The following is a 19408-nucleotide window of genomic DNA, read 5'->3' as shown; positions in this document are numbered from 1 at the left end:
ATAGGATCGGCAAATATAAATAGTCTCGAATCATTTGCATCAATAAATTTCAGTATTCAGGCTGGAAAGTTTAGATGATAGATGGGCTGAGTTACATTACTTGGTCGAGATATTCCATCTATCATAAAGTATGTTCAAAATTTTAATATCTCCTCGAAAGTTGGTTAATTAATCCTTCTTATATCCAATCTTAGATAATAATACATTATGAAAAAACTGGCCGTACTCAGTTTGTCACTACTTTTTTTCTATGGAACGGGATTTGCTCAAAATCTCCCCTCAATCAGTGAAAAGACTCAGGGGCTCGAAAAAGAAAAAGGATACTTCACCTATTTTTGGGATGATGCCAGCGGTAAAATCTGGCTGGAGGTTGATCAGTTCGATTCAGAATTTTTGTATGTTAATTCGCTAGCTGCAGGCATCGGTTCAAATGATATTGGGCTCGACCGCAATCAACTGGGTGATGATCGTATCGTCAAGTTTGAGCGTCGCGGTCCCAAGGTGTTGATGGTACAGCCCAACTATTCGTATCGGGCAATTACCGATAATCCCAAAGAAAAAGAGTCGGTGCGCGATGCATTTGCCCAATCAGTGCTATGGGGATTTGAAATTGTAGCGCAAAATGAAGATGCGGTACTCATCGATATTACGGATTTTCTGCTTCGCGACGCCCATGGTGTTAGCCAGCGATTGCAACGCAGTGACGAAGGGAATTTTAGCGTGGATAAAAGTCGGTCGGCGCTGTATCGCGAGGCTACGATGAACTTCCCGAAGAATACAGAATTTGAGGTCACACTAACATTTACCGGTAATAATCCCGGCGGACAGGTCCGTTCGGTTACCCCTACTTCGGATGCCATTACAGTTCGCCAGCATCATTCGTTTGTAGAACTACCAGACGATAATTTTGAGCCGCGAAAATTTGATCCGCGGGCCGGCTATTTTGGGATCAGTTACCAGGATTACAGTACGCCGGTTAGCGAGTCGCTCACCAAACGCTACATAACCAAGCATCGTCTCAAGAAGAAAAATCCTGATGCTGAGATGAGCGAACCCGTTGAGCCTATCGTTTATTATCTGGATCCCGGGACGCCCGAGCCTATTCGTGGAGCCTTGCTTGATGGTGCCCGCTGGTGGAACCAGGCCTTTGAGGCGGCCGGGTACAAAAATGCTTTCCAGGTAAAAATGTTGCCGGACAGTGCTCATCCCATGGATGTGCGTTATAATATGATCAACTGGGTGCATCGCTCCACGCGCGGGTGGTCGTACGGTTCCTCAGTTGTAGATCCACGTACGGGAGAAATTATCAAGGGTCATGTATTGTTGGGATCGCTTCGTGTGAGACAAGATTATCTGATTGCCGAGGGTTTGTTATCACCCTATAAAGAGGGAGAAACTTTTAGTGAAGATAATCCCATGCTGGAGATGGCGCTGGCAAGAATCCGTCAACTTTCGGCCCATGAGGTTGGTCATACGCTGGGTCTGGCCCATAACTTTGCCGCCAGTACCAACGACCGCGCGTCGGTGATGGATTATCCGGCCCCGAAAGTGAATATCACCCAAGACAGCACGCTCGATTTATCTGAGGCTTATGATACCGGCATTGGCGAATGGGATAAGGTGACCGTGGAGTATGGCTATAAGGATGTGTCGAACTTGCCAAGCAAGGAGGCTGCATTAAATAATGTGCTTGAAGATGCCGTTGATGATGGACTGCTTTTTATTTCGGATGCCGATGCTCGACCCACCGGTGGAGCGCATCCCAAAGCTCACCTTTGGGATAATGGTGAAGATGCGATCGATCAGCTGCACCATATTTTGGATGTACGGGACATTGCGCTACAAAACTTCTCAGCCTCGAATATCCCACAAGGTACGCCCATGGCAGAGTTAGAGGATGTGCTGGTGCCCATTTACCTGTATCATCGTTATCAAATTGACGGTACCGCAAAACTTATTGGAGGACAGGATTACAGCTACAATTTGCGGGGTGATAATCAGGCAGGACCCGCGCCGGTTGCAGATAAAGAGCAACGAGCTGCTTTGGATGCGATGCTGAAAACCTTATCCGCTGAACAACTGGCTATGCCGGAACATATCGTAGATCTGATTCCCCCGCGCCCTATTGGTTATTATGACTCCCGCGAACTATTTAATAGCCACACCGACCCTACTTTTGATCCGCTTGGAGCAGCCGAAACAGCTGCTGCTATGAGCGCAGAACTGTTGTTTAACGCTGAACGTGCTGCTCGTTTGGTAGAATCGGAAGCTCGTGATTCCTCCAATTTGGGATTGGGTGACATGCTGGATGAGGTGATTGCGAATACTTGGCAGAAGAAGCCTTCCGGTGGATATAAGGGAGCCGTACAGAATACCATTAATCACGTGGTATTATATCAAATGATGAAGTTAGCTGCGGATGAAGGAGCCTCTTCGCAAGTACGTGCTGTTACTAACTTTAAGTTGGAAGCTTTGCGGGAGTGGATGCGTGATGAGGCCGAAAACAGAGCGGAAAGGGAACAGCGCGTGGCTTCCTTGTTATACGGATATCGGACTTTGCAGCAGTTTAAGGATAAAGGTGAAATGTTTATGCCCACCAAGCCGCTGACCCCACCACCCGGTTCACCCATCGGAAGTAACAATTCTACGTTCTTGCAGTGTAGTTTTCGATAATTGATATCAATTATCAGGCTATTGTAACCCCTTAGGGTTTTCATAAATATAGTAGCAAAAAATAATTGGCGGGGATTGAAAAAGGTGAATTACGTTTCGTACCAGAAGTACGGAACAAGATTAGGAAAACTTCTTTAATTGTTATCTGGTTGCGTAGCTTTGCTGCGCAACTTTTCTTCCTTGACTGAGTGTCCTCCTGAACTTGGTTCAGGATCTGTAGGTATAACTTGTAAGACCTTGATAATGAGATTCGTTTTATATAAATGATCAATCCAAAAGAATTATTGAATGCGTATGCTAATGGAATTTTCCCAATGGCGGATTCAAGGGATGACCCTGAGGCTAAATGGTATACTTCGAGCAGGCGTGGTATAATTCCCTTGGATAATTTTAGCGTTTCCTCCAATGTGAAGCGGATCGTTCGTAACCACCACTATCACATAAAATTTGATTACAACTTTCGTCAGGTGATGGAGGCCTGTGCTGATCGCGATTCAACATGGATATCACATGAGATTATCGAATCGTATTGTCGGTTGCATGAGTTGGGTCATGCCCATTCGGTAAGTGTTTATAACAAAGAATGGGAACTTGTCGGTGGGCAGTATGGCGTGACTTTGGGGGCGGCCTTTTTTGGGGAATCACTTTTTGGATGGGCTAAGGAAGCATCTAAAGTGGCCTTGTATTGGACGCATCAGGCGTTGGAACAAGGCGGTTTTGAACTTTGGGATACGCAGTTTTGGACCGAGCACCTGGCTCAATTTGGATGTATTGAGATTTCGGCTGATGAATATGAGAAGAAATTGAAATCAGCACTAAAAAAAGAGGCCGAATTTGGGGTTGTTAAAACCAAAAACCCTCAGAGTTTTTGATACTCTCAGGGTTCAAAATAAGTTGTTGTTTAAAATCATGCTTTTAAAGAAGCAGCTTCATGCACTTCACGTATTTTTTTCTTGATGCCTTCCGGATCAAGACCTACTTCGTGGTGAAGTTCTTCTTGGGTGCCGTGTTCAACGATACGGTCGGGAACGCCCATAATGGTTGTTGGAATATGATGGGGTTTGTCGGCAAGGTACTCCGCAACAGCGCTGCCAAATCCGCCTAACTTGGTACCATCTTCAATAGTGATGATACGTTCGTAGGTATGACAGATTTCGTCAATAAGATCGGTGTCAAGCGGCTTGGCGAACCGCATATTAAAGTGTCCTACCTTAATGCCTTCCTCTGACAGATCATCAGCGGTTTCCATCACATAGTTGCCAAAAGGGCCAAAGCTGAGGATTGCAATTTCTTCACCGTCGCGGAGCTTCTGCCCCTTTCCGATTTCCATCTCTTTGAATCCTTCGGGATAATCCATGCCGGTAGCACGGCCGCGTGGATAACGAATGGCCCAGGCATGATCATTAAACTTTGAGGCGGTGTACATCATATCGCGCAGTTCCTCCTCATTCATCGGAGAAGATACAATCATATTCGGTACGTTACGCAGATATGATATGTCATATAGCCCGTGATGCGTAGGCCCATCGGCGCCCACCAGTCCGGCCCGATCAATACAGAAAACGACCGGGAGTTTTTGAATGGCCACATCGTGGATCACCTGGTCGTAAGCTCGCTGCAGGAAGGTAGAATAAATGGCTGCAAATGCTTTTTTGCCCTCAGCAGCTAACCCTGCAGAAAAAGTGATAGAATGTTGCTCGGCAATACCCACATCAAAAGCGCGATCGGGATATTTGTTCATCAGCGGCCATAGGCTTGATCCGCTGGGCATCGCCGGAGTTATTCCTACAATGTCCTTGTTTTCATCCGCAAGTTCTACAATGGCCTCACCAAAAACGTGTTGATACTTGGGTGGCTTAGGGGTGGTATCCGGATCGATTTGTTTACCGGTAATTTTATCGAATGGACTGCTCTGGGCGTGCCATTTGGTCTGCTCGCGTTCGGCGGGGGCAAATCCTTTCCCTTTTACGGTAACCGCATGCAAGAGTTTTGGCCCCGGAATGTCTTTAAGATCTTCGAGATGGCGACGCATAGCGTCCACATTGTGTCCGTCAACAGGACCGTAATATTTAAAACCTAATGCCTGAAATAATCCGCCAGGGGTGATAGCGGTGGAAATGGCTTTTTCCAAGCGTGATGCGACGGTACGCATTTTTTCGCCAGCCGATTTAAAATGACCAAGCATATCATAAATTTCATCACGAAGCTTGTTGAAGGTCTTGCTGGTCGTAATTTCAGTCAGATATTCTTTCATTGCGCCCACATTGGGGTCAATGGACATGTTATTATCGTTGAGGATAACCAGAATATCAGAATTCATAACGCCGGCATTATTCATGGCCTCGTATGCAAGACCACCGGTCATGGCGCCATCCCCAATAACCGAAACCACCTTTTTACCGCTTTGATTAAGGTCGCGGGCAACAGCCATGCCGAGTCCGGCAGAAATAGAAGTACTGGAGTGTCCTACTCCAAACGTATCATATTCGCTTTCACTGCGTTTAGGAAAGCCTGAAAGCCCGCCATACTTTCGATTGGTATGGAAGTTGTCACGCCGCCCGGTCAAAATTTTATGTCCGTAAGCTTGGTGGCCTACATCCCACAGTAATAAGTCTTTGGGCGTATCATACACATAGTGTAGTGCCACCGTCATCTCTACCACTCCCAGGCTGGCCCCAAAATGTCCGCCATGAATAGAAACGATATCAATAATGAAATCCCGAAGTTCATCACAGACATCCACCAGCTGATCGGGATTTAGTTTTTTAAGATCATCAGGAGAATCGATTTCTGCTAACAGGGGGCCGGGCGTTACTTTTTCAAATTCCATATATTGTTATTCCTTATTATTATCGGCGTGTTCATCTGCGACTTTCTTGATACGAAGTTCAGCCTCTTCAAGCGTTTCAGTACAAATATTTGACAGCTTTATGCCTTCTTCGTAGAGATCAATGGATTTCTCCAGAGAAATAGACTCGTCTTCAAGTTGATTTACAACCTCTTCCAGTCTTTTTAAAGCCTCTTCGAAGCTTGGTCGTTCCTTTTTGGACATAAATAATTTGCGTACGTAGATATTTTAACTGTTAAACCATATAAATAAAAAGTTTTAGGTGTCAGATTCCAACTCTTTTTCCAGGTTGGGCAAATAAAAATAGTTTTTTGAAGGATATTAACGGTAGATCCGTTTGCCATTAGAAGTGTATTGTATGGCCCCTTCAAGACTGGTAAAATGCAGTAAAGAAATATTTTTATTCAGGCGCTTGCTTGCCTGGCGATGGGGATGACCAAAACGGTTGCTTTTAGCCAGTGAAACGATGCCTATTTTGGGAGTGGTAGCCTGCAAAAGAAAAGAGCTTGAACTTGTTTTACTGCCATGATGCCCAACTTTTAATAAGTCTGTATTAAGTAGTTCAGGGTAAGCTGCTAAAATATTTTTTTCCTGCTCTTCTTCCGCATCGCCCATGAATAGGAATTCGGTATCTCCGTAAATCAATTCCAGTATCAAAGACCGGTTGTTAACATTTGATTGAGCTATCGATTTCTGTGGGCCATAGACGAACATTCGCAGGGCCGGATCAAGTGCAATTTCATCTCCCGCCTTCAGTGGTTTGATCGGGATTTTTTGTTCGTCCGCTTCTTGATAGTATGACTCATAAAGCTTGGAATCATAATTTGTACCTGAGTTGTAGATGGTATCTATCGGTATGGTGGTCATGATTTCAAGAATGCCGCCGATATGATCTGCATGGGGATGCGATAAAAATATGGCATCTAATTTGTCAATACCCTCTTCCTTCAGGTGGGGGATAATAATATATTTCGCGCTATTGTAGTCGGGTTGCCAACGCCCAACATCAATCAAAAAATGTTTGCCATTGGGTGTTTCTACAAGTGCCGCATCACCTTGGCCAACATCAAAAAAAGTAAGGTTAAGGGTCGCCTCGGATAATTGATGAAATACTTTTTGGCCTTGATGTAAGCAACTTGCCAGCAGAAGGATAGCTAAAAATTTCCACCGCAGTTTGGGGATTGGAAGTGAGGCAATAAAAAAGATAATGGCAATCCATACCCCAAAGAATAGCAGGCTATCAATGTGGACTTGAACCCAGCCCCAGGGTAGCCCAGCTGCGAAATCAACAAATTGATGTAACCACCGCAGGAAAACTTCCACCGGATAATTTAAAGTTTGCGCAAGCATTGGGGCAAAGAAGCTTACCAAAAGTATGCACAATGAATAAGGCACAGCTATCCCTAAAAAGGGAATGACAAAAGCATTTGCAAGCGGTCCAATTAGGGAAAACTCACCAAAGTAATAAGCGAGCAGTGGAAAGAGACCAACCTGAACGATAAATGAGATAATGATGATCATGAGTGGCTTGCCGTACCAACGGAATCGAATCCAGATAGGCAGCCAACGTTGAATGACGGGTGCGGTAAGTAGAATAATATAGACAGCTCCAAAAGACAATTGGAATCCGATGGAAAACAGGTCGGAGGGATTTATTAATAGAATGATTACAGCGGCAACGGCGGTCAAGTTCTTAGAATCACGCACCTTGTGGAACAGTTTGCCATAGGCTAATAAAATGCCAACTAATGAAGCTCTGGTTACAGAGGGAGAGAAGTCGGTTAGTCCGGCATAAATAAATAGTATGACCACAAGCAGGATCATGCCGATTTGTTTTCCATATTTAAATGTCCAAAAAAATGGAATGATGAACCAGAAGGGCAGTAGCAGAAATCCTACATGTAAACCGGAAACGGCCATAATATGGGAAAGGCCGGCCCTGGAAAAGGAGATTTTTTGTTCACGTACAAGTTCATTTTTGTATCCAATTAACAGGGCTTTGGCCAGTGACTTAGTTTGTTGGCTAAAATTGTTGTCAATCGCATTGAGTACGTGTTTTCTGATAGAGCTCCAGCTCCCTCTATTATTGTCAGGAGTGATGGAAATAATTTTTCGTATGCCCACCTGGCTGTGAATATTTTGCGAGGCAAGATATTGCTTATAGTGAAATTGAGAAGGATTTCGTTTTTCCTCCAACGGATAAATGGTAGCTTCAAATATTATGGTGTTGCCAAGTTTCAGGTTTGGAGGAACAGGTTGTTTGTTAGGGTCTAAAACACTTCTGACGCGGTAGGTTTTTGCCCATGGTAAATTTTCGGGAAAAATAGTTTTATCTACCTCAACATCAATTTGTAGCTTGCCGGTACTTGTTTGTTTAATCTGCTCTATACTCCCACTAAATATAAGTTCTTCCCAAGTATAGGTATTGATGACCCGAGCTTCTTGAGGTAAATCCCGGTAATCAAAAAGGGAATGCCAGAGGCCGCCAAAGCTTAAAATAATTGCTAAATAGGAGAGGATAACCATATTATAAATCCGGTTATGCAGGGATTTTCGATACCGTATTTCTGCGGCTATATAAACAGTAGCACTGACCGTAAATATAAGCCCCCAAACGAATTGATGGGGATTGGTCATATAGTCCAGGATAATACCTGCTGCAAATAGTATTGCTATTCGGAGAGCAGGATAAGCGGCAAAAGGAAAATGATATGTTTGTTGGGTGGTCACATTAGTATGACCGACAAGAGAACAAAACCTTACGTATTAAATATTGTTACAAAGCGGCATCCGACTTTGAAATGGGAGCGACGGTGCTTATAATTTTGAATCGGAGAAATGTTAATTAATGGAGATATTTTATGGGATTAGGGAAAAAACTTATTGGACTTTTAGCGGTTTTGCTTGTGGTTGGGTGTACCCAATCTGAGGGACAGCAGGAAACACAGCAAAAAGAATGGGCACTGGCATTACACGGTGGGGCGGGAGCGATTTCAGAAGATCGTCCCGATTCGGTGAAGCAGGCTTATTTTGATGATCTGGATGAAGCGTTGACCATTGGAGAAGATATTTTGGCTGATGGGGGTTCGGCAGAGGATGCGGTAGAAAGTGTGATTAATTATCTGGAGGATAATCCTCGCTTTAATGCCGGTAAGGGCGCTGTTTTTACTCACGATGGAGAACACGAATTAGATGCGGCTTTTATGGTGGGGAATACCCGGGAAGCCGGTACCGTTACTGGGGTCAAGACTGTGAAGAATCCTATTACGCTGGCTCGAAAGGTGATGGAGACCTCGGAACACGTGATGTTTGCTACGGAAGGGGCTGAGCGGTATGCCGACAAGGTAGGCGTTGAGCGGGTTGACCAAGAGTACTTTTATACTGAGTCGCGTTACCAGGCTCTGCAACGAGTACTGGAGCGCGAAAAGGAAGAGGATAGTCAGCAGTCGAGTCTTATCCTCAAAGAAGATAAAATGACACTGTATGCCGATAATGAAAAGTTTGGAACGGTGGGTTGTGTAGCCGTGGATAAAGATGGACAAATTGTGGCCGGGACGTCAACCGGCGGTATGACCAATAAGAAATTTGGTCGCGTTGGTGATGTGCCCATTATTGGAAGTGGTACCTATGCCAGTGATGTGGTAGCGGTTTCTATGACTGGTTGGGGCGAAAAAATTATGCGCGCCGTATCGGGGCACACAGTAAGTGCTTACATGAAGTATAATGATGCTTCGCTGCAGGAAGCCGGAGATTATTTGTTGAACGATGTTTTGGAACCCGGTGAAGCTGGCATGATTGCGGTAGATAAATACGGCAATATCTATACGGATATGAATACGAATGGAATGTTCCGTGGAAGCTCCGACTCAGAAGGTAATCGAGAGGTGGCCATTTGGGATTAGAGGTGTAGGGTTTATGTATTGAAGTGTGGAAAGTAGCTTAACGTGCATGCTTAGAAACTTTCACGCTTCAATACTTTTTAAATTCCATTGTAAAACTGTTCGCGTAGTTCTTGGATATAAATGCCAATATCATTGCGGAGGGTAAATAGTTGCTCGTGGAAGTAGTAATATTTTTTCTTGGTGATGTAGGAATTTCCTTTTAGGTGGCCCTGTAAGATATTAAGAGCATCATTAGCACAGAAAAGAGCTTTTTTTGTATAGGCAATATTACCGCCCAGGAATTCATGGTCAAAACCAAAGCTATACCCACCGGCAATTTTTGCCCCTATTTTTAATGTGTCGCCAATGAACTCATTAAAATCCGAAGTGATATGTTGGGGGTTTATGGTTTCAGCCCATTGCAAAACAGCTGCCGCTAATGTGCGAGAACTGTTGTATATAAAAAGCGAATCGATAGAACCCATATTCGACATTGCAAAGTCGTCGCTGAGTTCTTTCCATTCTTCTCCGGCATCGAAATCATCGTATTCGTCTTCATCCCCGAAGAAAAGGTCATCCTCAAAATCGTCAAACAAGAAATCTTCCCACTCTTCTTCCCCTTCATCATCATCGTCAATCTCCTCGTCGTCTTCACCGGGGAAATAGGCTTCATCAATGAGCAATTCTTCTTCAATGAAGGCATCTACAGCATCAAACTCATCCGAGGCTTCCTGTAAAAGCTTAAGCCATCGCGGAATATTGTCTGAGTGTTCGGGGATGATAAACTTTCTCAGGCGGGTACTTTTCCGTTCAATTTCATTCAGATGAAATTCCCATTGGTACTCATCCCAAATATCATCATTAAAATCACCGGTAAACATATGGTTTTAATTAGGTGATGTGGTTTAGTTTCCGGCTTCTTAAGCGGTTTAAAGAAGCTCATACAAATTAACGTTTTTCAAATTAAAATTGGTATATTTTTTTGCTTTTTGGCCAATTTTGGTGGATGAAGATGGGAGGTGTTTTATCGAACGTGGAATTGAATAGGAATAGTAACAAACATATCAATAGCTTGGCCATTACGTTTGCCAGGAACAAACCTAACATTGTATATAGCATCACGGGCAGCATCTTTATATTGAGGATATTGATCCTGATCAAATGAAATTCTCTTTACTTTTCCCTGGCTGTTAACCAGTATATTCGCTTTTAAAATAATGTTAGTAGTTTGCTGTGTACTATTTGAAGGGTAGGTTAATTGTTGGTAAAGAGCCTCCATTCCACCAATAATAGCAGGGAATGTTTCCGTTACCACTTTGATATTTTCCTTGCTGACTTCTGGCGTTTGTTTTGCCTTATCAGTGCTGCCACAGCCTAAAAGGAGAAGTAAAAAAGTTATAAGAAAAATATGGCTTTGACGATATTTCATCGGAGCTAAAAATCATTAAAGTTCTTGCAGTACACCCGTGATTACCTCAGTCATATCAGGTTCTGCTTTGCCGGCAGCCTCTAATACTTTTTCAATATCTACAGGTTCAAGGGCGTCGGGGAAGCATTCGTCAGTAATTACCGAAATACCGAGGACATCCATCCCCATATGTACAGCGGCAATTACTTCGGGAACGGTACTCATGCCAACAACATCAGCGCCGATATTTCGAAGAAATCGATATTCGGCTTTTGTTTCCATCGTGGGTCCGCTAAGAGCTAAGTAAACACCTTCGTGCATTTTTATGCCCTTTTCCAACGCTACATCCTCGGCTACTTTTCGCAGGCTCTTTGTATAAGGATCACTCATATCAGGGAATCGAGGACCGAGCTCATCGTCATTGGGACCGATTAAGGGGTTATCCCCCAGCATGTTAATATGATCATTGATCAGCATGATTTCGCCGCGAGAAAAATTGGGATTCATTCCACCGCAGGCATTACTGACAATGAGCGTCTGGGTGCCCATAGCATTAAGTACACGAAGGGGAAAGGCGATCTCTTGCATGGAATAACCTTCATAATAGTGAAAGCGACCCTGCATGGCCACGACCTTTTTACCGCTCAGAGATCCAAAGAGAAGTTTGCCGGCATGGCCTTCTACGGTTGAATCAGGAAAGTTTGGGATCTCGGAATAGGAGATACTGTCAACAACATCGATGTCATCGGCCAACCGACCAAGTCCCGTTCCAAGGATGATTAAATAATTCGGCAGTACGCCAGTTTTGCTTTCGAGAAAGGAAAGTGCTTCTTGCCGGTTTTTTCGGAACTCCTCAACAGTATCTCGTTGCATAAATACAGTAAGATTAAGGGTTCAAATCGATTTCAAAAAAGATAAAAAAAGCCTCAGTGGATAGGAAATTACATCTGGTTGAAAAGGATTATTGAATCCTAAACAAAATCCAGATGTACTGGAAACTTAATCGAGTTCATCAATCAAGTCATCAATATTTTCACTGCCGGGGGGGATGCTTTGAGCTTCATCATCAAGTTGATTCTCTTTGTCATCATCAAAGAGAGCTTTGTTGCGGCGTTTGGCCTGTTTACTTAGTTTTTCTGAAATCTCATCGTCATCAGCGGGTAGATCAAAAAGGGCCGCTTCATCTTTAGAAAATTGCTCCAGTGATTCTTGAGCCATCTCGAGGTAGGAGCGGATACCGCCAATGATTTCTTTGCGGCGGTCAAGCAAACGAATAATACTTTGTCGAACCTGTTGTCGCTGCTGGGTGGCTTCCCGAACAATAGATTCTGCCTCCATTTCAGCCTTTTCAATTTTGTTGCGGGCATCTTTGCGGGCGCCGGTCAGTTTTTGCTCCGCCGACTCTTTTGCGGTTTGGAGGGTTTCGTGAAGTGCTTCCTCGACACGTTCGTAATGCTTGAGCTTTTCCTCCAGTTCGTCGATCCGTTTTTCAAGTTCACGGTTTTTTGCGACTAAGTGTTCCCACTCATTCGACATCAGGTTTAGAAATGCTTGTACTTCATCCCTGTCGTAGCCACGCAGCGACTTTTCAAATTCCTGCTGTTTAATTTCCAGAGCTGTTAATTTCATAATATATATGGCCTATCTGTCAAATAAAGTGGTTAATTTTAACATGCTATTCACGCAGCATGTTCCGTAAATTATTATTGTTGCTCGATTTTGAATCTTCCGTAACCTCATCAGCATCATCAAATTCAATACTTTCTTTAGGCGCTTCAATTTGGGTGGGTGCTTCTTCATGGTCTGACGTTTTACGGTCCTCATCGTCAGAGATTATTGCCTCCAGGTTTTGAATCCGTCGTTGGGTATCTTTTTTATGCTCCATAAACGCCCGAGCCAATCGATTAAATTCCTCTTCAGGAACTCCGCTTTTATTACGGTTGATCCAGGTCTTAATAAGTCCAAAAGTCTTTGCCGCCAGAAATCCAACCAGTGCAAAGGCACCAATGGATCCTACGAGTGCTACTACCATTTCCTCAAAACTCATAACTATACCCTCTCTTTTTGTTGAAGATCATTCTTAAGAGTGCTGTCCGATGATGATGCTTCAATTTGACGATAATCGGGTTCTGTTTCATCTTCATCCTCAGCAACGATCGCCTCAAGATGTTGAACACGTTGTTGCATTTCGTTCTTGTGTTGTTCAAATAAATCCCGAAGTTCTTGAAGTTTATTCTTACTTGTTATCTCGGGATTGTTGTAACGATTATCCATCCACTTCTTTATCAATCCTGTAAAACACCCTATCGCAACAATAGCTACAATAAATTCAGGTCCACTCATGATTTGTTTCGTTTTTTATCTGCAAGATTAGAAACCTCCTGTTTATTTTCTTCCACGGTGGACGATTCATCAATTTCAATTTCTTCCATCCCTCGTCCTGCCCCGGTAGAAAAATCATCGGGTTCGCCGGCAGCGATAGCTTCAAGGTTTTCGATCCGACTTTTTAAAGAGTTAACCAATTTTCTAAGGTCTTCAACCTCTTCTTCATTTTGTCGGCTGCGGTTCATCATCGACATCTTGTTTTTTTGATATTCGATAATAAATCCCCCAATAATTGCCACTAACGGTATAAGAACCCAGATCCATGCTGCCATAATAAGCGAAGTTTTAGTTAACCATTTGTAATGTACTAAATCTTAGTAAGATTGAAAGATTTTATAACGATATTTTCGCTCAATAGTTACGTTCGCCAAAGATGGCTCGGCCCACCCTTACCATGGTAGAACCTTCTTGTATAGCAACTTCCAAATCATTTGTCATACCCATAGAAAGTTCATCAAGCTGTACATTTGCTGATTCATAGCTGCGATGCTCATCTCGTATTTCTTTAAGCATCTTAAATTCTGGGCGTACTTTTTCAATCTCTTCGGGATCTACAAAGGTGGCCATTCCCATAAGTCCGCGTACCCGTACGTGGTCAAGTCCTTGTGCATATTCAAGGATCTCCTTTAAGTCTTCGGGATCACAGCCACTTTTCTGGTCTTCACCGCTGATGTTAATTTGTATCAGGGTGTTGATAACGCGATCAATGCGGGAGGCTCGCTTCTCTATTTCGCGAAGGTATTTGCTCTTTTCGATGGAGTGGATCCAGTTTACCCGATCAACCATGTATTTTATTTTATTGGTTTGCAGGTTGCCAACCATGTGCCACTGGATTTCCTCATTCTCATAATCATCCATTTTATCCTGCAATTCTTTCGCTCGGTTTTCCCCAAAGTGGATTTGTCCGCAACCGTAAGCTGTTTTAATATCCTCAATGGGTTTTGTCTTGCTGACGGCAACAAGGGTAATTTCATCAGCATTGCGTCCTGCGCTTTTGCAAGCTTGTGCTATTCTGTTTTGGAGCTCTTTAATATTGTTACAAATATCGTTGGGCATAAAAGTCCTGTTTTCAGAGATGTTTAAGTTAAATTAAATACTGATATGTATTGATCAACAATCAGGAATCACTTTAAAAATAAGCTTTTAAGAAAGGTATTAAAATGGTATTTTATGTGACTGAATTAAAGAATCGAAGATAAATTGATAGTTCACACACTGAGTATTTTTTATTTCGACTCTGATATATTTTTACACCGCCTCAAGTGCTGTAGAATTGGAACCTTAAAGCACGGAGGCCGATAGCCCCAATGAATATTCAGGTTCGGCATATATCCACCTTCCTTAATCAATGGGCTCCGCCCAGCACAAAACTCGACTACGATAATGTAGGTCTGCTCGTTGGCGATCCGCATCAAACAGTTTCAAAAACACTTACCTGTCTGGATGTAACCTTAGAAGTAGTTGAGGAAGCTATTCAGAACGATTGCGATCTTATCGTAGCCCATCATCCCCTGATATTTAAAAGTATTGACAGCATTAACCCAACGAATGAGCAGGGTAAAATTATTTTCAAGCTCATTAAAAATGATATTGGATTGATTGCTGCCCATACCAATCTCGATGCGGCTCTCGATGGTGTTTCATTTGTATTGGCAAAACAGCTGGGTCTTGAAAATCTGAAATTCCTCGATAGCAGCTATAATATCAGCCGAAAGATTGTGTTGACAACCGGCCATTCGGAGAGTGACTCGGTTCTAAAGCTGTTGAATTATTATTCGGCCGAAGAAGCGCATTATTACAAGGTGGAAGGAAAAAAAGATCATCAGTATACCTACGAGGCAATTATTGATGAGCACCATGTTGCTGATTTAGAGAAAGAGCTTGAAAAGAATGGACTTTTGCATCACGGTAGCTTTCAGGTAATGGATGTTGCCAGTCCTTCCAAAAATGTAGGCATGGGTGTGGTCGGTTTTTATCGTGACAAGGGACTTACACAACAGCAATTTTTGGATACTATAGCCGATGCGCTCGAGGTTAAAGCTGTTCGCTTTTCTGGATCTGTTGATCGAATTAAAAAGGTGGCTGTATGTGGTGGCGCGGGCGTTTCGTTGACTGGTAATGCTATCAGCGAAGGTGCCCAGGCATTTGTGACCGCCGATATTAAATATCACGATTATTTTACCGATACCGAGAATTTTTTATTGGTCGATGTAGGCCATTACGAAAGCGAAGTGCCGGTGGTGGCGGCCCTTCAGCAAGAACTTACCGAGGCATTTGAAGAGCTGGAAGTTCTTGAAACCGAAGTTATCACCAATCCAATGCAGGTGTATTTGCCTGATGCTAAACAAAATCCGCAGGAATAAACGACGTAATCTAATCTATGGAAGAAGTACTACAACAATTAGCAAATCTTCAATATATCGACAGCAGAATAGACGAGCTTAAGCAGCTGCGTGGCGATTTGCCAGAGGAGATTCTGGATATTGAGACCGACATCAACCGACTGGAAGCTAAAATCAGTCGTCTTGAAGAAGAGAAGAAAGAGCTGAAGGTTGAAAGAGATAATCTCGAGCTCGAGATAGAAGATGCTCAAAATAAAATGGATAAATATGAAGAGCAGCAGATGTCGGTGCGTAACAATCGCGAATACGATGCGCTGACAAAAGAGATTGAATCTCAAAAACAGGTGATCGAAAATTCACAGTCTCGTTTGGAAGAAATCGAAAAGCGGCTTGATGAAATAGACCCTGAGATCGAAGAGCATCAAGAAAAGCTTGATGATGTAAAAGAGTTACACGAAGAGAAGAAGGAAAACCTCGAAGAGGTAAAGAAAACCACGCAGAAAGAAGAAGATATGCTTTTGGATAAGCGTGAAGAGGTTGAAGAGAATATTGATGAACGTTATCTAAAAAGTTATAAACGTCTTCGTAACGGTCTTTCGAACGGACTTGCCGTGGTTCCAATGGAACGGGGTGCAGCGCTTGGGATGGCGCTACCGCCACAAACACAGGTGGAAGTGCGTAAAAAGAATAAAATTATTATTGACGAAAATAGCGGACGAATTGTTGTTCATCCGTCCTTTTTCGACAATGCCAAAGAGGAGCTTACGCTGTAGAACGTTTTTTCTTGGTTGACTGTTTTAGGATGTACAGCATGTTAAAGATGTTGTACATCTTTTTTGTTTAAGAAGATTTTGGTTTTGATATATTGATATTAAGGGATGATCGGGCAATCGCCCTTCTGCGCCAAGGTGCCAGAAGAGAGGAAAGTCCGAACACTAACGAGCACCGTGCTTCCTAACGGGAAGATCTCGAAGTTTTTGGGATAGCCAGTGCCACAGAAAATAAACTACCCCCGAGCAATCGGGGGGAAAGGTGAAAAGGTGAGGTAAGAGCTCACCGCTCCGGTGGTGACATTCGGAGGCAGGGCAAACCTCACGGGGTGCAAGCTCATGAAGGCTGTGCGTCGCTCGTCGCTATACAGCCGGGTAGAGTGCTCGAGCTTCGGGGCAACCCGGAGACCAGATAAATGATTGCCATCCCGACAGTGTCGGGATACAGAATTCGGCTTACAGATCATCCCCGGAAACTACATCAAAAGGCCGTCCGAAAAGGGCGGCCTTTTGTCTTTTTAAAGTTTGTTAAGGGTGGAAAAGATAAATAAAATCAACAGGTTATATCGATAAATATTTCAGAATACTATTCCCTTGTGTCAAAATTATATTTACATTAAAAATTAATAAATAGAATAGTAAATCCGTATGTAAAAAAAGGGAGGAAATATGAAGAGGGTTGTGATATATATAGGAATGCTTTGTGTTTTGATGATGAGCTGTAAGGGAGATGCAAAAGAAGAAATCATTGATGCGCCACATGTTCAATGGGATAACCCCGTTGAGGCGGGCAGATATTTGGTAACGATTACAGGATGTAACGACTGTCATACAAATGGATATCTGATGATGGAAGGCAAGGTGGCAGAAGAGGATTGGCTGACTGGATCGCCGGTTGGTTGGCAGGGGCCATGGGGGACGACGTATCCGACAAACTTAAGGCTACTTGTTGAGGAGTGGAATGAAGAAATTTGGGTGGAAACCTTAAGAAACCGAAAAGCTTTACCGCCCATGCCGTGGATGAATATTAATAAAATGAGTGAATATGACATGCGAGCGATTTATGCATATATAAAATCGCTTGGTCCCAACGGTGAACGCATGCCACTTGCTGTAGCTCCTGGTCAAGAGCCTCAGACTCCTTATTTATCACTCTTTCCACAGAATATGCCTCTAACATCATCAGAAACAGAGTAGCCAGATTTCGGTTTGGGAGGATTATTATTGGGTTAATAATCGAGATAGTAACACAAAGTTAGAATTGAATTCGATACTAAGAGTTTGAATAACTGGCGGGATCTTGCTGATAAAATTCCGTGAACTCTTGATACAATGTTGGATATTTTTGCCTGAGTTCTTTAGGATTTTCAAAGAAGATTTCGGTAACCACAGCAAAAAATTCTGCCGGATTGGTAGCACCGTATTCATCAATAAGAGTTTGCTGATTCTCTTTTAACGTAGTCAAAAATTTTTTGTATTCACGTCCCAAAACTTTGGCAAGAGTTAAATAGGATGAGTGTTTATTTGCTGATCCTACTTGATCGGTAGCCCCGTATTCGTAATCCAATTGATGAGCAAATTCGTGAAATACCAAATTTTGTCCATCGTGAATGTCGGAGGCACCTTTTTGAACCTCACTCCAGGCTAATATGACGTATCCGTGGGACCATGCTTCACCATGACGTTGTTGGAATCCCTCCTCTACAAAAAAACCGTTATTGCGCTGTTTAATTTTGGCTACATATTTCTCCGGATATACGAGTACTGAGCGCAAATCTTCGTAAAAATAGGAAAGATCTTTAATTCCCAAGACAAGAATTGAAGCTTGGGCAGCGATGCTAATTCGAATTTCGTCAGTAATTTCAAGGCCTGCACATCCTTCAAAGCGTTTTTCGTGAAGAAAGATTTGAGTAAGTCCAATCAGCTTTTCCTGTAGATGGGTGGGTAAATGATGGTAATAGGGAACATTATTTTTGAGCGTGGCAAGTTGGTCATCCGGGAGGTCTTCCTTAAGCAGACGCTTTCGGCGCCACTTTTTAAGGCCAAACATAACATTGCCCGTTACATGTTAACCTTGTAGGTACCTTTGTACTTGCGCTCCAGTTCACGTCGTGTATCACGTTCTTTAATATCTTCACGCTTGTCATGCTTTTGTTTACCACGCGCGATACCAAGCAGGATTTTAGCATATCCCTTTTTGAAATATAATTTTAAGGGGACAATGGTATATCCTTTTTGCGAAACGGCTTTATCAAGATCGGCAATCTCCCTTTTATTTAGAAGCAGCTTGCGTTCACGACGCTCATCGTGATTAGTGTACGAAGCTTCTTTATAAGGCTTGATATACATATCTCGCAGATATACTTCTCCATCCTTTAAGTAAGCAAATGATTCACTTAAACTGGCATTGCCTTCCCGAAGCGATTTTACTTCACTTCCCCGCAAAACGATACCGGCTTCGTATGTTTCCTCAATATGATAATCGTGTCGTGCTTTACGATTTTTTATAGATGGGTTGGAGTTTTTAGACATTATAGCTTGATTGATATGCTTTTATTGAGAATGAACCAATATTTAATATAAGCTTTAACAGGGTCGTGTAAAAAGGGAGATGAAATAAGCAAAAGGAACTGTATTCGCCTGTTACTTTTTACATCTGCTGTTTTCTAATAATTGAATCCTAATTGATTAAGTTCTACAACTATGTCTTTGCCCGGTGATTTTTCAGGCATGGTACTGTAGATTCCCATGATCTGCTCAATTTCTGTCCGGGCTTTTTGGTTTTTGGGATTAATTTTAAGCACCTCTATGTATTGCTCCAACGCCGAGGTCATTCGGTCGCGCATGGTGCTTTCTTCAGGCCCCCGATACTCCAGGTACAACCCATAATTGAGATATGTTTTTTCCTTTAGTGTGGATAAGTCAGCATCTGTCTGTTTGGGATCGGCATTTTCCAAAATATCTAAAGCTTGTGTATAGCTGTCTTCGGAAATGAGCTGATTTACCCGTTCAGAAACATTTTTAGGGGTATTGTTTGAGCATGAAATAAAGAGTAGGGCAATAAAAGAGAGAAAAAAGTAACGCATTAATAACATTAATTA

The 19408-nt window shown here is 42.9% G+C and carries 20 protein-coding genes and 1 other RNA gene; 7 read left to right on the top strand and 14 right to left on the bottom strand.

Translation table 11 applies throughout. The annotated features are described in order from the left end of the window. Window positions 1-207: 207 nt before the first annotated feature. Both ACQ76V_RS12635 and aat read left to right on the top strand, forming a co-directional pair. Window positions 208-2673: a zinc-dependent metalloprotease gene (locus tag ACQ76V_RS12635; protein WP_441000865.1), complete on the top strand. Its 2466-nt coding sequence runs from the start codon at window positions 208-210 to the stop codon at window positions 2671-2673. 263 nt (window positions 2674-2936) lie between these two features. Then, on the top strand, window positions 2937-3545 hold the full coding sequence (aat, locus tag ACQ76V_RS12630; protein WP_441000864.1) for a leucyl/phenylalanyl-tRNA--protein transferase: 609 nt from the start codon (window positions 2937-2939) through the stop codon (window positions 3543-3545). A gap of 35 nt (window positions 3546-3580) precedes the next feature. Here the strand turns inward: aat and dxs are convergent, their stop codons facing one another. The 3 genes from dxs to ACQ76V_RS12615 all read right to left on the bottom strand — a co-directional run bounded on the left by dxs (window position 3581) and on the right by ACQ76V_RS12615 (window position 8251). After that, complete coding sequence (dxs, locus tag ACQ76V_RS12625) at window positions 3581-5503, bottom strand: 1-deoxy-D-xylulose-5-phosphate synthase (protein WP_441000863.1); 1923 nt, start codon at window positions 5501-5503, stop codon at window positions 3581-3583. 6 nt (window positions 5504-5509) lie between these two features. Beyond that, the gene (gene xseB, locus ACQ76V_RS12620; RefSeq protein ID WP_441000862.1) at window positions 5510-5725 is read right to left on the bottom strand and encodes an exodeoxyribonuclease VII small subunit; all 216 of its coding nucleotides are present in this window, start codon (window positions 5723-5725) and stop codon (window positions 5510-5512) included. Window positions 5726-5842: 117 nt separating this feature from the next. After that, the gene (locus tag ACQ76V_RS12615; protein WP_441000861.1) at window positions 5843-8251 is read right to left on the bottom strand and encodes a DNA internalization-related competence protein ComEC/Rec2; all 2409 of its coding nucleotides are present in this window, start codon (window positions 8249-8251) and stop codon (window positions 5843-5845) included. Between the two features lie 131 nt (window positions 8252-8382). Here ACQ76V_RS12615 and ACQ76V_RS12610 point away from each other — a divergent pair, with 131 nt between their 5' ends. Further along, complete coding sequence (locus tag ACQ76V_RS12610) at window positions 8383-9423, top strand: isoaspartyl peptidase/L-asparaginase family protein (protein ID WP_441000860.1); 1041 nt, start codon at window positions 8383-8385, stop codon at window positions 9421-9423. Between the two features lie 77 nt (window positions 9424-9500). Here ACQ76V_RS12610 and ACQ76V_RS12605 read toward each other — a convergent pair whose 3' ends face one another. The 8 genes from ACQ76V_RS12605 to ACQ76V_RS12570 form a co-directional block, all read right to left on the bottom strand. Further along, window positions 9501-10283, bottom strand: a complete 783-nt coding sequence (locus tag ACQ76V_RS12605; RefSeq protein WP_441000859.1) for a hypothetical protein — start codon at window positions 10281-10283, stop codon at window positions 9501-9503. A gap of 143 nt (window positions 10284-10426) precedes the next feature. Continuing rightward, window positions 10427-10831: an energy transducer TonB family protein gene (locus tag ACQ76V_RS12600; RefSeq protein ID WP_441000858.1), complete on the bottom strand. Its 405-nt coding sequence runs from the start codon at window positions 10829-10831 to the stop codon at window positions 10427-10429. Between the two features lie 15 nt (window positions 10832-10846). Beyond that, on the bottom strand, window positions 10847-11683 hold the full coding sequence (locus tag ACQ76V_RS12595; protein ID WP_441000857.1) for a purine-nucleoside phosphorylase: 837 nt from the start codon (window positions 11681-11683) through the stop codon (window positions 10847-10849). Between the two features lie 126 nt (window positions 11684-11809). Further along, the gene (locus tag ACQ76V_RS12590; protein ID WP_441000856.1) at window positions 11810-12439 is read right to left on the bottom strand and encodes a DivIVA domain-containing protein; all 630 of its coding nucleotides are present in this window, start codon (window positions 12437-12439) and stop codon (window positions 11810-11812) included. Window positions 12440-12485: 46 nt separating this feature from the next. Next, on the bottom strand, window positions 12486-12857 hold the full coding sequence (locus ACQ76V_RS12585) for a hypothetical protein (protein WP_441000855.1): 372 nt from the start codon (window positions 12855-12857) through the stop codon (window positions 12486-12488). 2 nt (window positions 12858-12859) lie between these two features. Beyond that, complete coding sequence (locus ACQ76V_RS12580) at window positions 12860-13153, bottom strand: hypothetical protein (protein ID WP_441000854.1); 294 nt, start codon at window positions 13151-13153, stop codon at window positions 12860-12862. Continuing rightward, window positions 13150-13467 (bottom strand): hypothetical protein, encoded by a 318-nt coding sequence (locus ACQ76V_RS12575; RefSeq protein WP_441000853.1) that lies wholly within the window; start codon window positions 13465-13467, stop codon window positions 13150-13152. The genes ACQ76V_RS12580 and ACQ76V_RS12575 overlap by 4 nt, the downstream gene beginning before the upstream one ends. Before the next feature lie 79 nt (window positions 13468-13546). Further along, the gene (locus ACQ76V_RS12570) at window positions 13547-14251 is read right to left on the bottom strand and encodes a YggS family pyridoxal phosphate-dependent enzyme (protein ID WP_441000852.1); all 705 of its coding nucleotides are present in this window, start codon (window positions 14249-14251) and stop codon (window positions 13547-13549) included. 251 nt (window positions 14252-14502) lie between these two features. Here ACQ76V_RS12570 and ACQ76V_RS12565 point away from each other — a divergent pair, with 251 nt between their 5' ends. The 4 genes from ACQ76V_RS12565 (at window position 14503) to ACQ76V_RS12550 (ending at window position 17504) form a co-directional block, all read left to right on the top strand. Further along, window positions 14503-15558, top strand: coding sequence for a Nif3-like dinuclear metal center hexameric protein (locus ACQ76V_RS12565; protein WP_441000851.1), 1056 nt, complete (start codon window positions 14503-14505; stop codon window positions 15556-15558). A 17-nt stretch (window positions 15559-15575) separates the two neighbouring features. Then, complete coding sequence (locus ACQ76V_RS12560; protein ID WP_441000850.1) at window positions 15576-16310, top strand: zinc ribbon domain-containing protein; 735 nt, start codon at window positions 15576-15578, stop codon at window positions 16308-16310. A 101-nt stretch (window positions 16311-16411) separates the two neighbouring features. Then, window positions 16412-16782: RNase P RNA component class A (gene rnpB / locus ACQ76V_RS12555), an RNA gene on the top strand. Window positions 16783-17018: 236 nt separating this feature from the next. Beyond that, window positions 17019-17504 carry a c-type cytochrome gene (locus tag ACQ76V_RS12550; protein WP_441000849.1) on the top strand — a complete coding sequence of 162 codons (486 nt, stop codon included), beginning with the start codon at window positions 17019-17021 and terminating at the stop codon, window positions 17502-17504. Window positions 17505-17580: 76 nt separating this feature from the next. Here the strand turns inward: ACQ76V_RS12550 and ACQ76V_RS12545 are convergent, their stop codons facing one another. The 3 genes from ACQ76V_RS12545 to ACQ76V_RS12535 form a co-directional block, all read right to left on the bottom strand. Further along, a complete protein-coding gene (locus ACQ76V_RS12545; RefSeq protein ID WP_441000848.1) occupies window positions 17581-18357 on the bottom strand; it encodes a zinc-dependent peptidase in 777 nt (258 codons plus the stop codon). 11 nt (window positions 18358-18368) lie between these two features. Then, window positions 18369-18839 (bottom strand): SsrA-binding protein SmpB, encoded by a 471-nt coding sequence (gene smpB, locus ACQ76V_RS12540; protein ID WP_441000847.1) that lies wholly within the window; start codon window positions 18837-18839, stop codon window positions 18369-18371. A 134-nt stretch (window positions 18840-18973) separates the two neighbouring features. Beyond that, window positions 18974-19393: a hypothetical protein gene (locus tag ACQ76V_RS12535; RefSeq protein WP_441000846.1), complete on the bottom strand. Its 420-nt coding sequence runs from the start codon at window positions 19391-19393 to the stop codon at window positions 18974-18976. Window positions 19394-19408 lie beyond the last annotated feature (15 nt).

The organism is Fodinibius sp. SL11, from assembly GCF_052060035.1.
Lineage (GTDB): Bacteria > Bacteroidota > Rhodothermia > Balneolales > Balneolaceae > Fodinibius.
The sequence above is the reverse complement of the archived record's forward strand: the minus strand, read 5'-3'. Positions and strand labels throughout refer to the sequence as shown.

What these genes read in the sequence shown, in the direction of transcription:
- ACQ76V_RS12600 (WP_441000858.1), bottom strand. Translation starts at nt 10,831, where the DNA reads ATGAAATATCGTCAAAGCCATATTTTTCTTATAACTTTTTTACTTCTC.
- dxs (WP_441000863.1), bottom strand. Translation starts at nt 5,503, where the DNA reads ATGGAATTTGAAAAAGTAACGCCCGGCCCCCTGTTAGCAGAAATCGAT.
- ACQ76V_RS12575 (WP_441000853.1), bottom strand. Translation starts at nt 13,467, where the DNA reads ATGGCAGCATGGATCTGGGTTCTTATACCGTTAGTGGCAATTATTGGG.
- ACQ76V_RS12585 (WP_441000855.1), bottom strand. Translation starts at nt 12,857, where the DNA reads ATGAGTTTTGAGGAAATGGTAGTAGCACTCGTAGGATCCATTGGTGCC.
- ACQ76V_RS12535 (WP_441000846.1), bottom strand. Translation starts at nt 19,393, where the DNA reads ATGCGTTACTTTTTTCTCTCTTTTATTGCCCTACTCTTTATTTCATGC.
- ACQ76V_RS12570 (WP_441000852.1), bottom strand. Translation starts at nt 14,251, where the DNA reads ATGCCCAACGATATTTGTAACAATATTAAAGAGCTCCAAAACAGAATA.
- ACQ76V_RS12580 (WP_441000854.1), bottom strand. Translation starts at nt 13,153, where the DNA reads ATGAGTGGACCTGAATTTATTGTAGCTATTGTTGCGATAGGGTGTTTT.
- smpB (WP_441000847.1), bottom strand. Translation starts at nt 18,839, where the DNA reads ATGTCTAAAAACTCCAACCCATCTATAAAAAATCGTAAAGCACGACAC.
- aat (WP_441000864.1), top strand. Translation starts at nt 2,937, where the DNA reads ATGATCAATCCAAAAGAATTATTGAATGCGTATGCTAATGGAATTTTC.
- xseB (WP_441000862.1), bottom strand. Translation starts at nt 5,725, where the DNA reads ATGTCCAAAAAGGAACGACCAAGCTTCGAAGAGGCTTTAAAAAGACTG.
- ACQ76V_RS12605 (WP_441000859.1), bottom strand. Translation starts at nt 10,283, where the DNA reads ATGTTTACCGGTGATTTTAATGATGATATTTGGGATGAGTACCAATGG.
- ACQ76V_RS12595 (WP_441000857.1), bottom strand. Translation starts at nt 11,683, where the DNA reads ATGCAACGAGATACTGTTGAGGAGTTCCGAAAAAACCGGCAAGAAGCA.
- ACQ76V_RS12635 (WP_441000865.1), top strand. Translation starts at nt 208, where the DNA reads ATGAAAAAACTGGCCGTACTCAGTTTGTCACTACTTTTTTTCTATGGA.
- ACQ76V_RS12565 (WP_441000851.1), top strand. Translation starts at nt 14,503, where the DNA reads ATGAATATTCAGGTTCGGCATATATCCACCTTCCTTAATCAATGGGCT.
- ACQ76V_RS12550 (WP_441000849.1), top strand. Translation starts at nt 17,019, where the DNA reads ATGATGAGCTGTAAGGGAGATGCAAAAGAAGAAATCATTGATGCGCCA.
- ACQ76V_RS12545 (WP_441000848.1), bottom strand. Translation starts at nt 18,357, where the DNA reads ATGTTTGGCCTTAAAAAGTGGCGCCGAAAGCGTCTGCTTAAGGAAGAC.
- ACQ76V_RS12610 (WP_441000860.1), top strand. Translation starts at nt 8,383, where the DNA reads ATGGGATTAGGGAAAAAACTTATTGGACTTTTAGCGGTTTTGCTTGTG.
- ACQ76V_RS12590 (WP_441000856.1), bottom strand. Translation starts at nt 12,439, where the DNA reads ATGAAATTAACAGCTCTGGAAATTAAACAGCAGGAATTTGAAAAGTCG.
- ACQ76V_RS12560 (WP_441000850.1), top strand. Translation starts at nt 15,576, where the DNA reads ATGGAAGAAGTACTACAACAATTAGCAAATCTTCAATATATCGACAGC.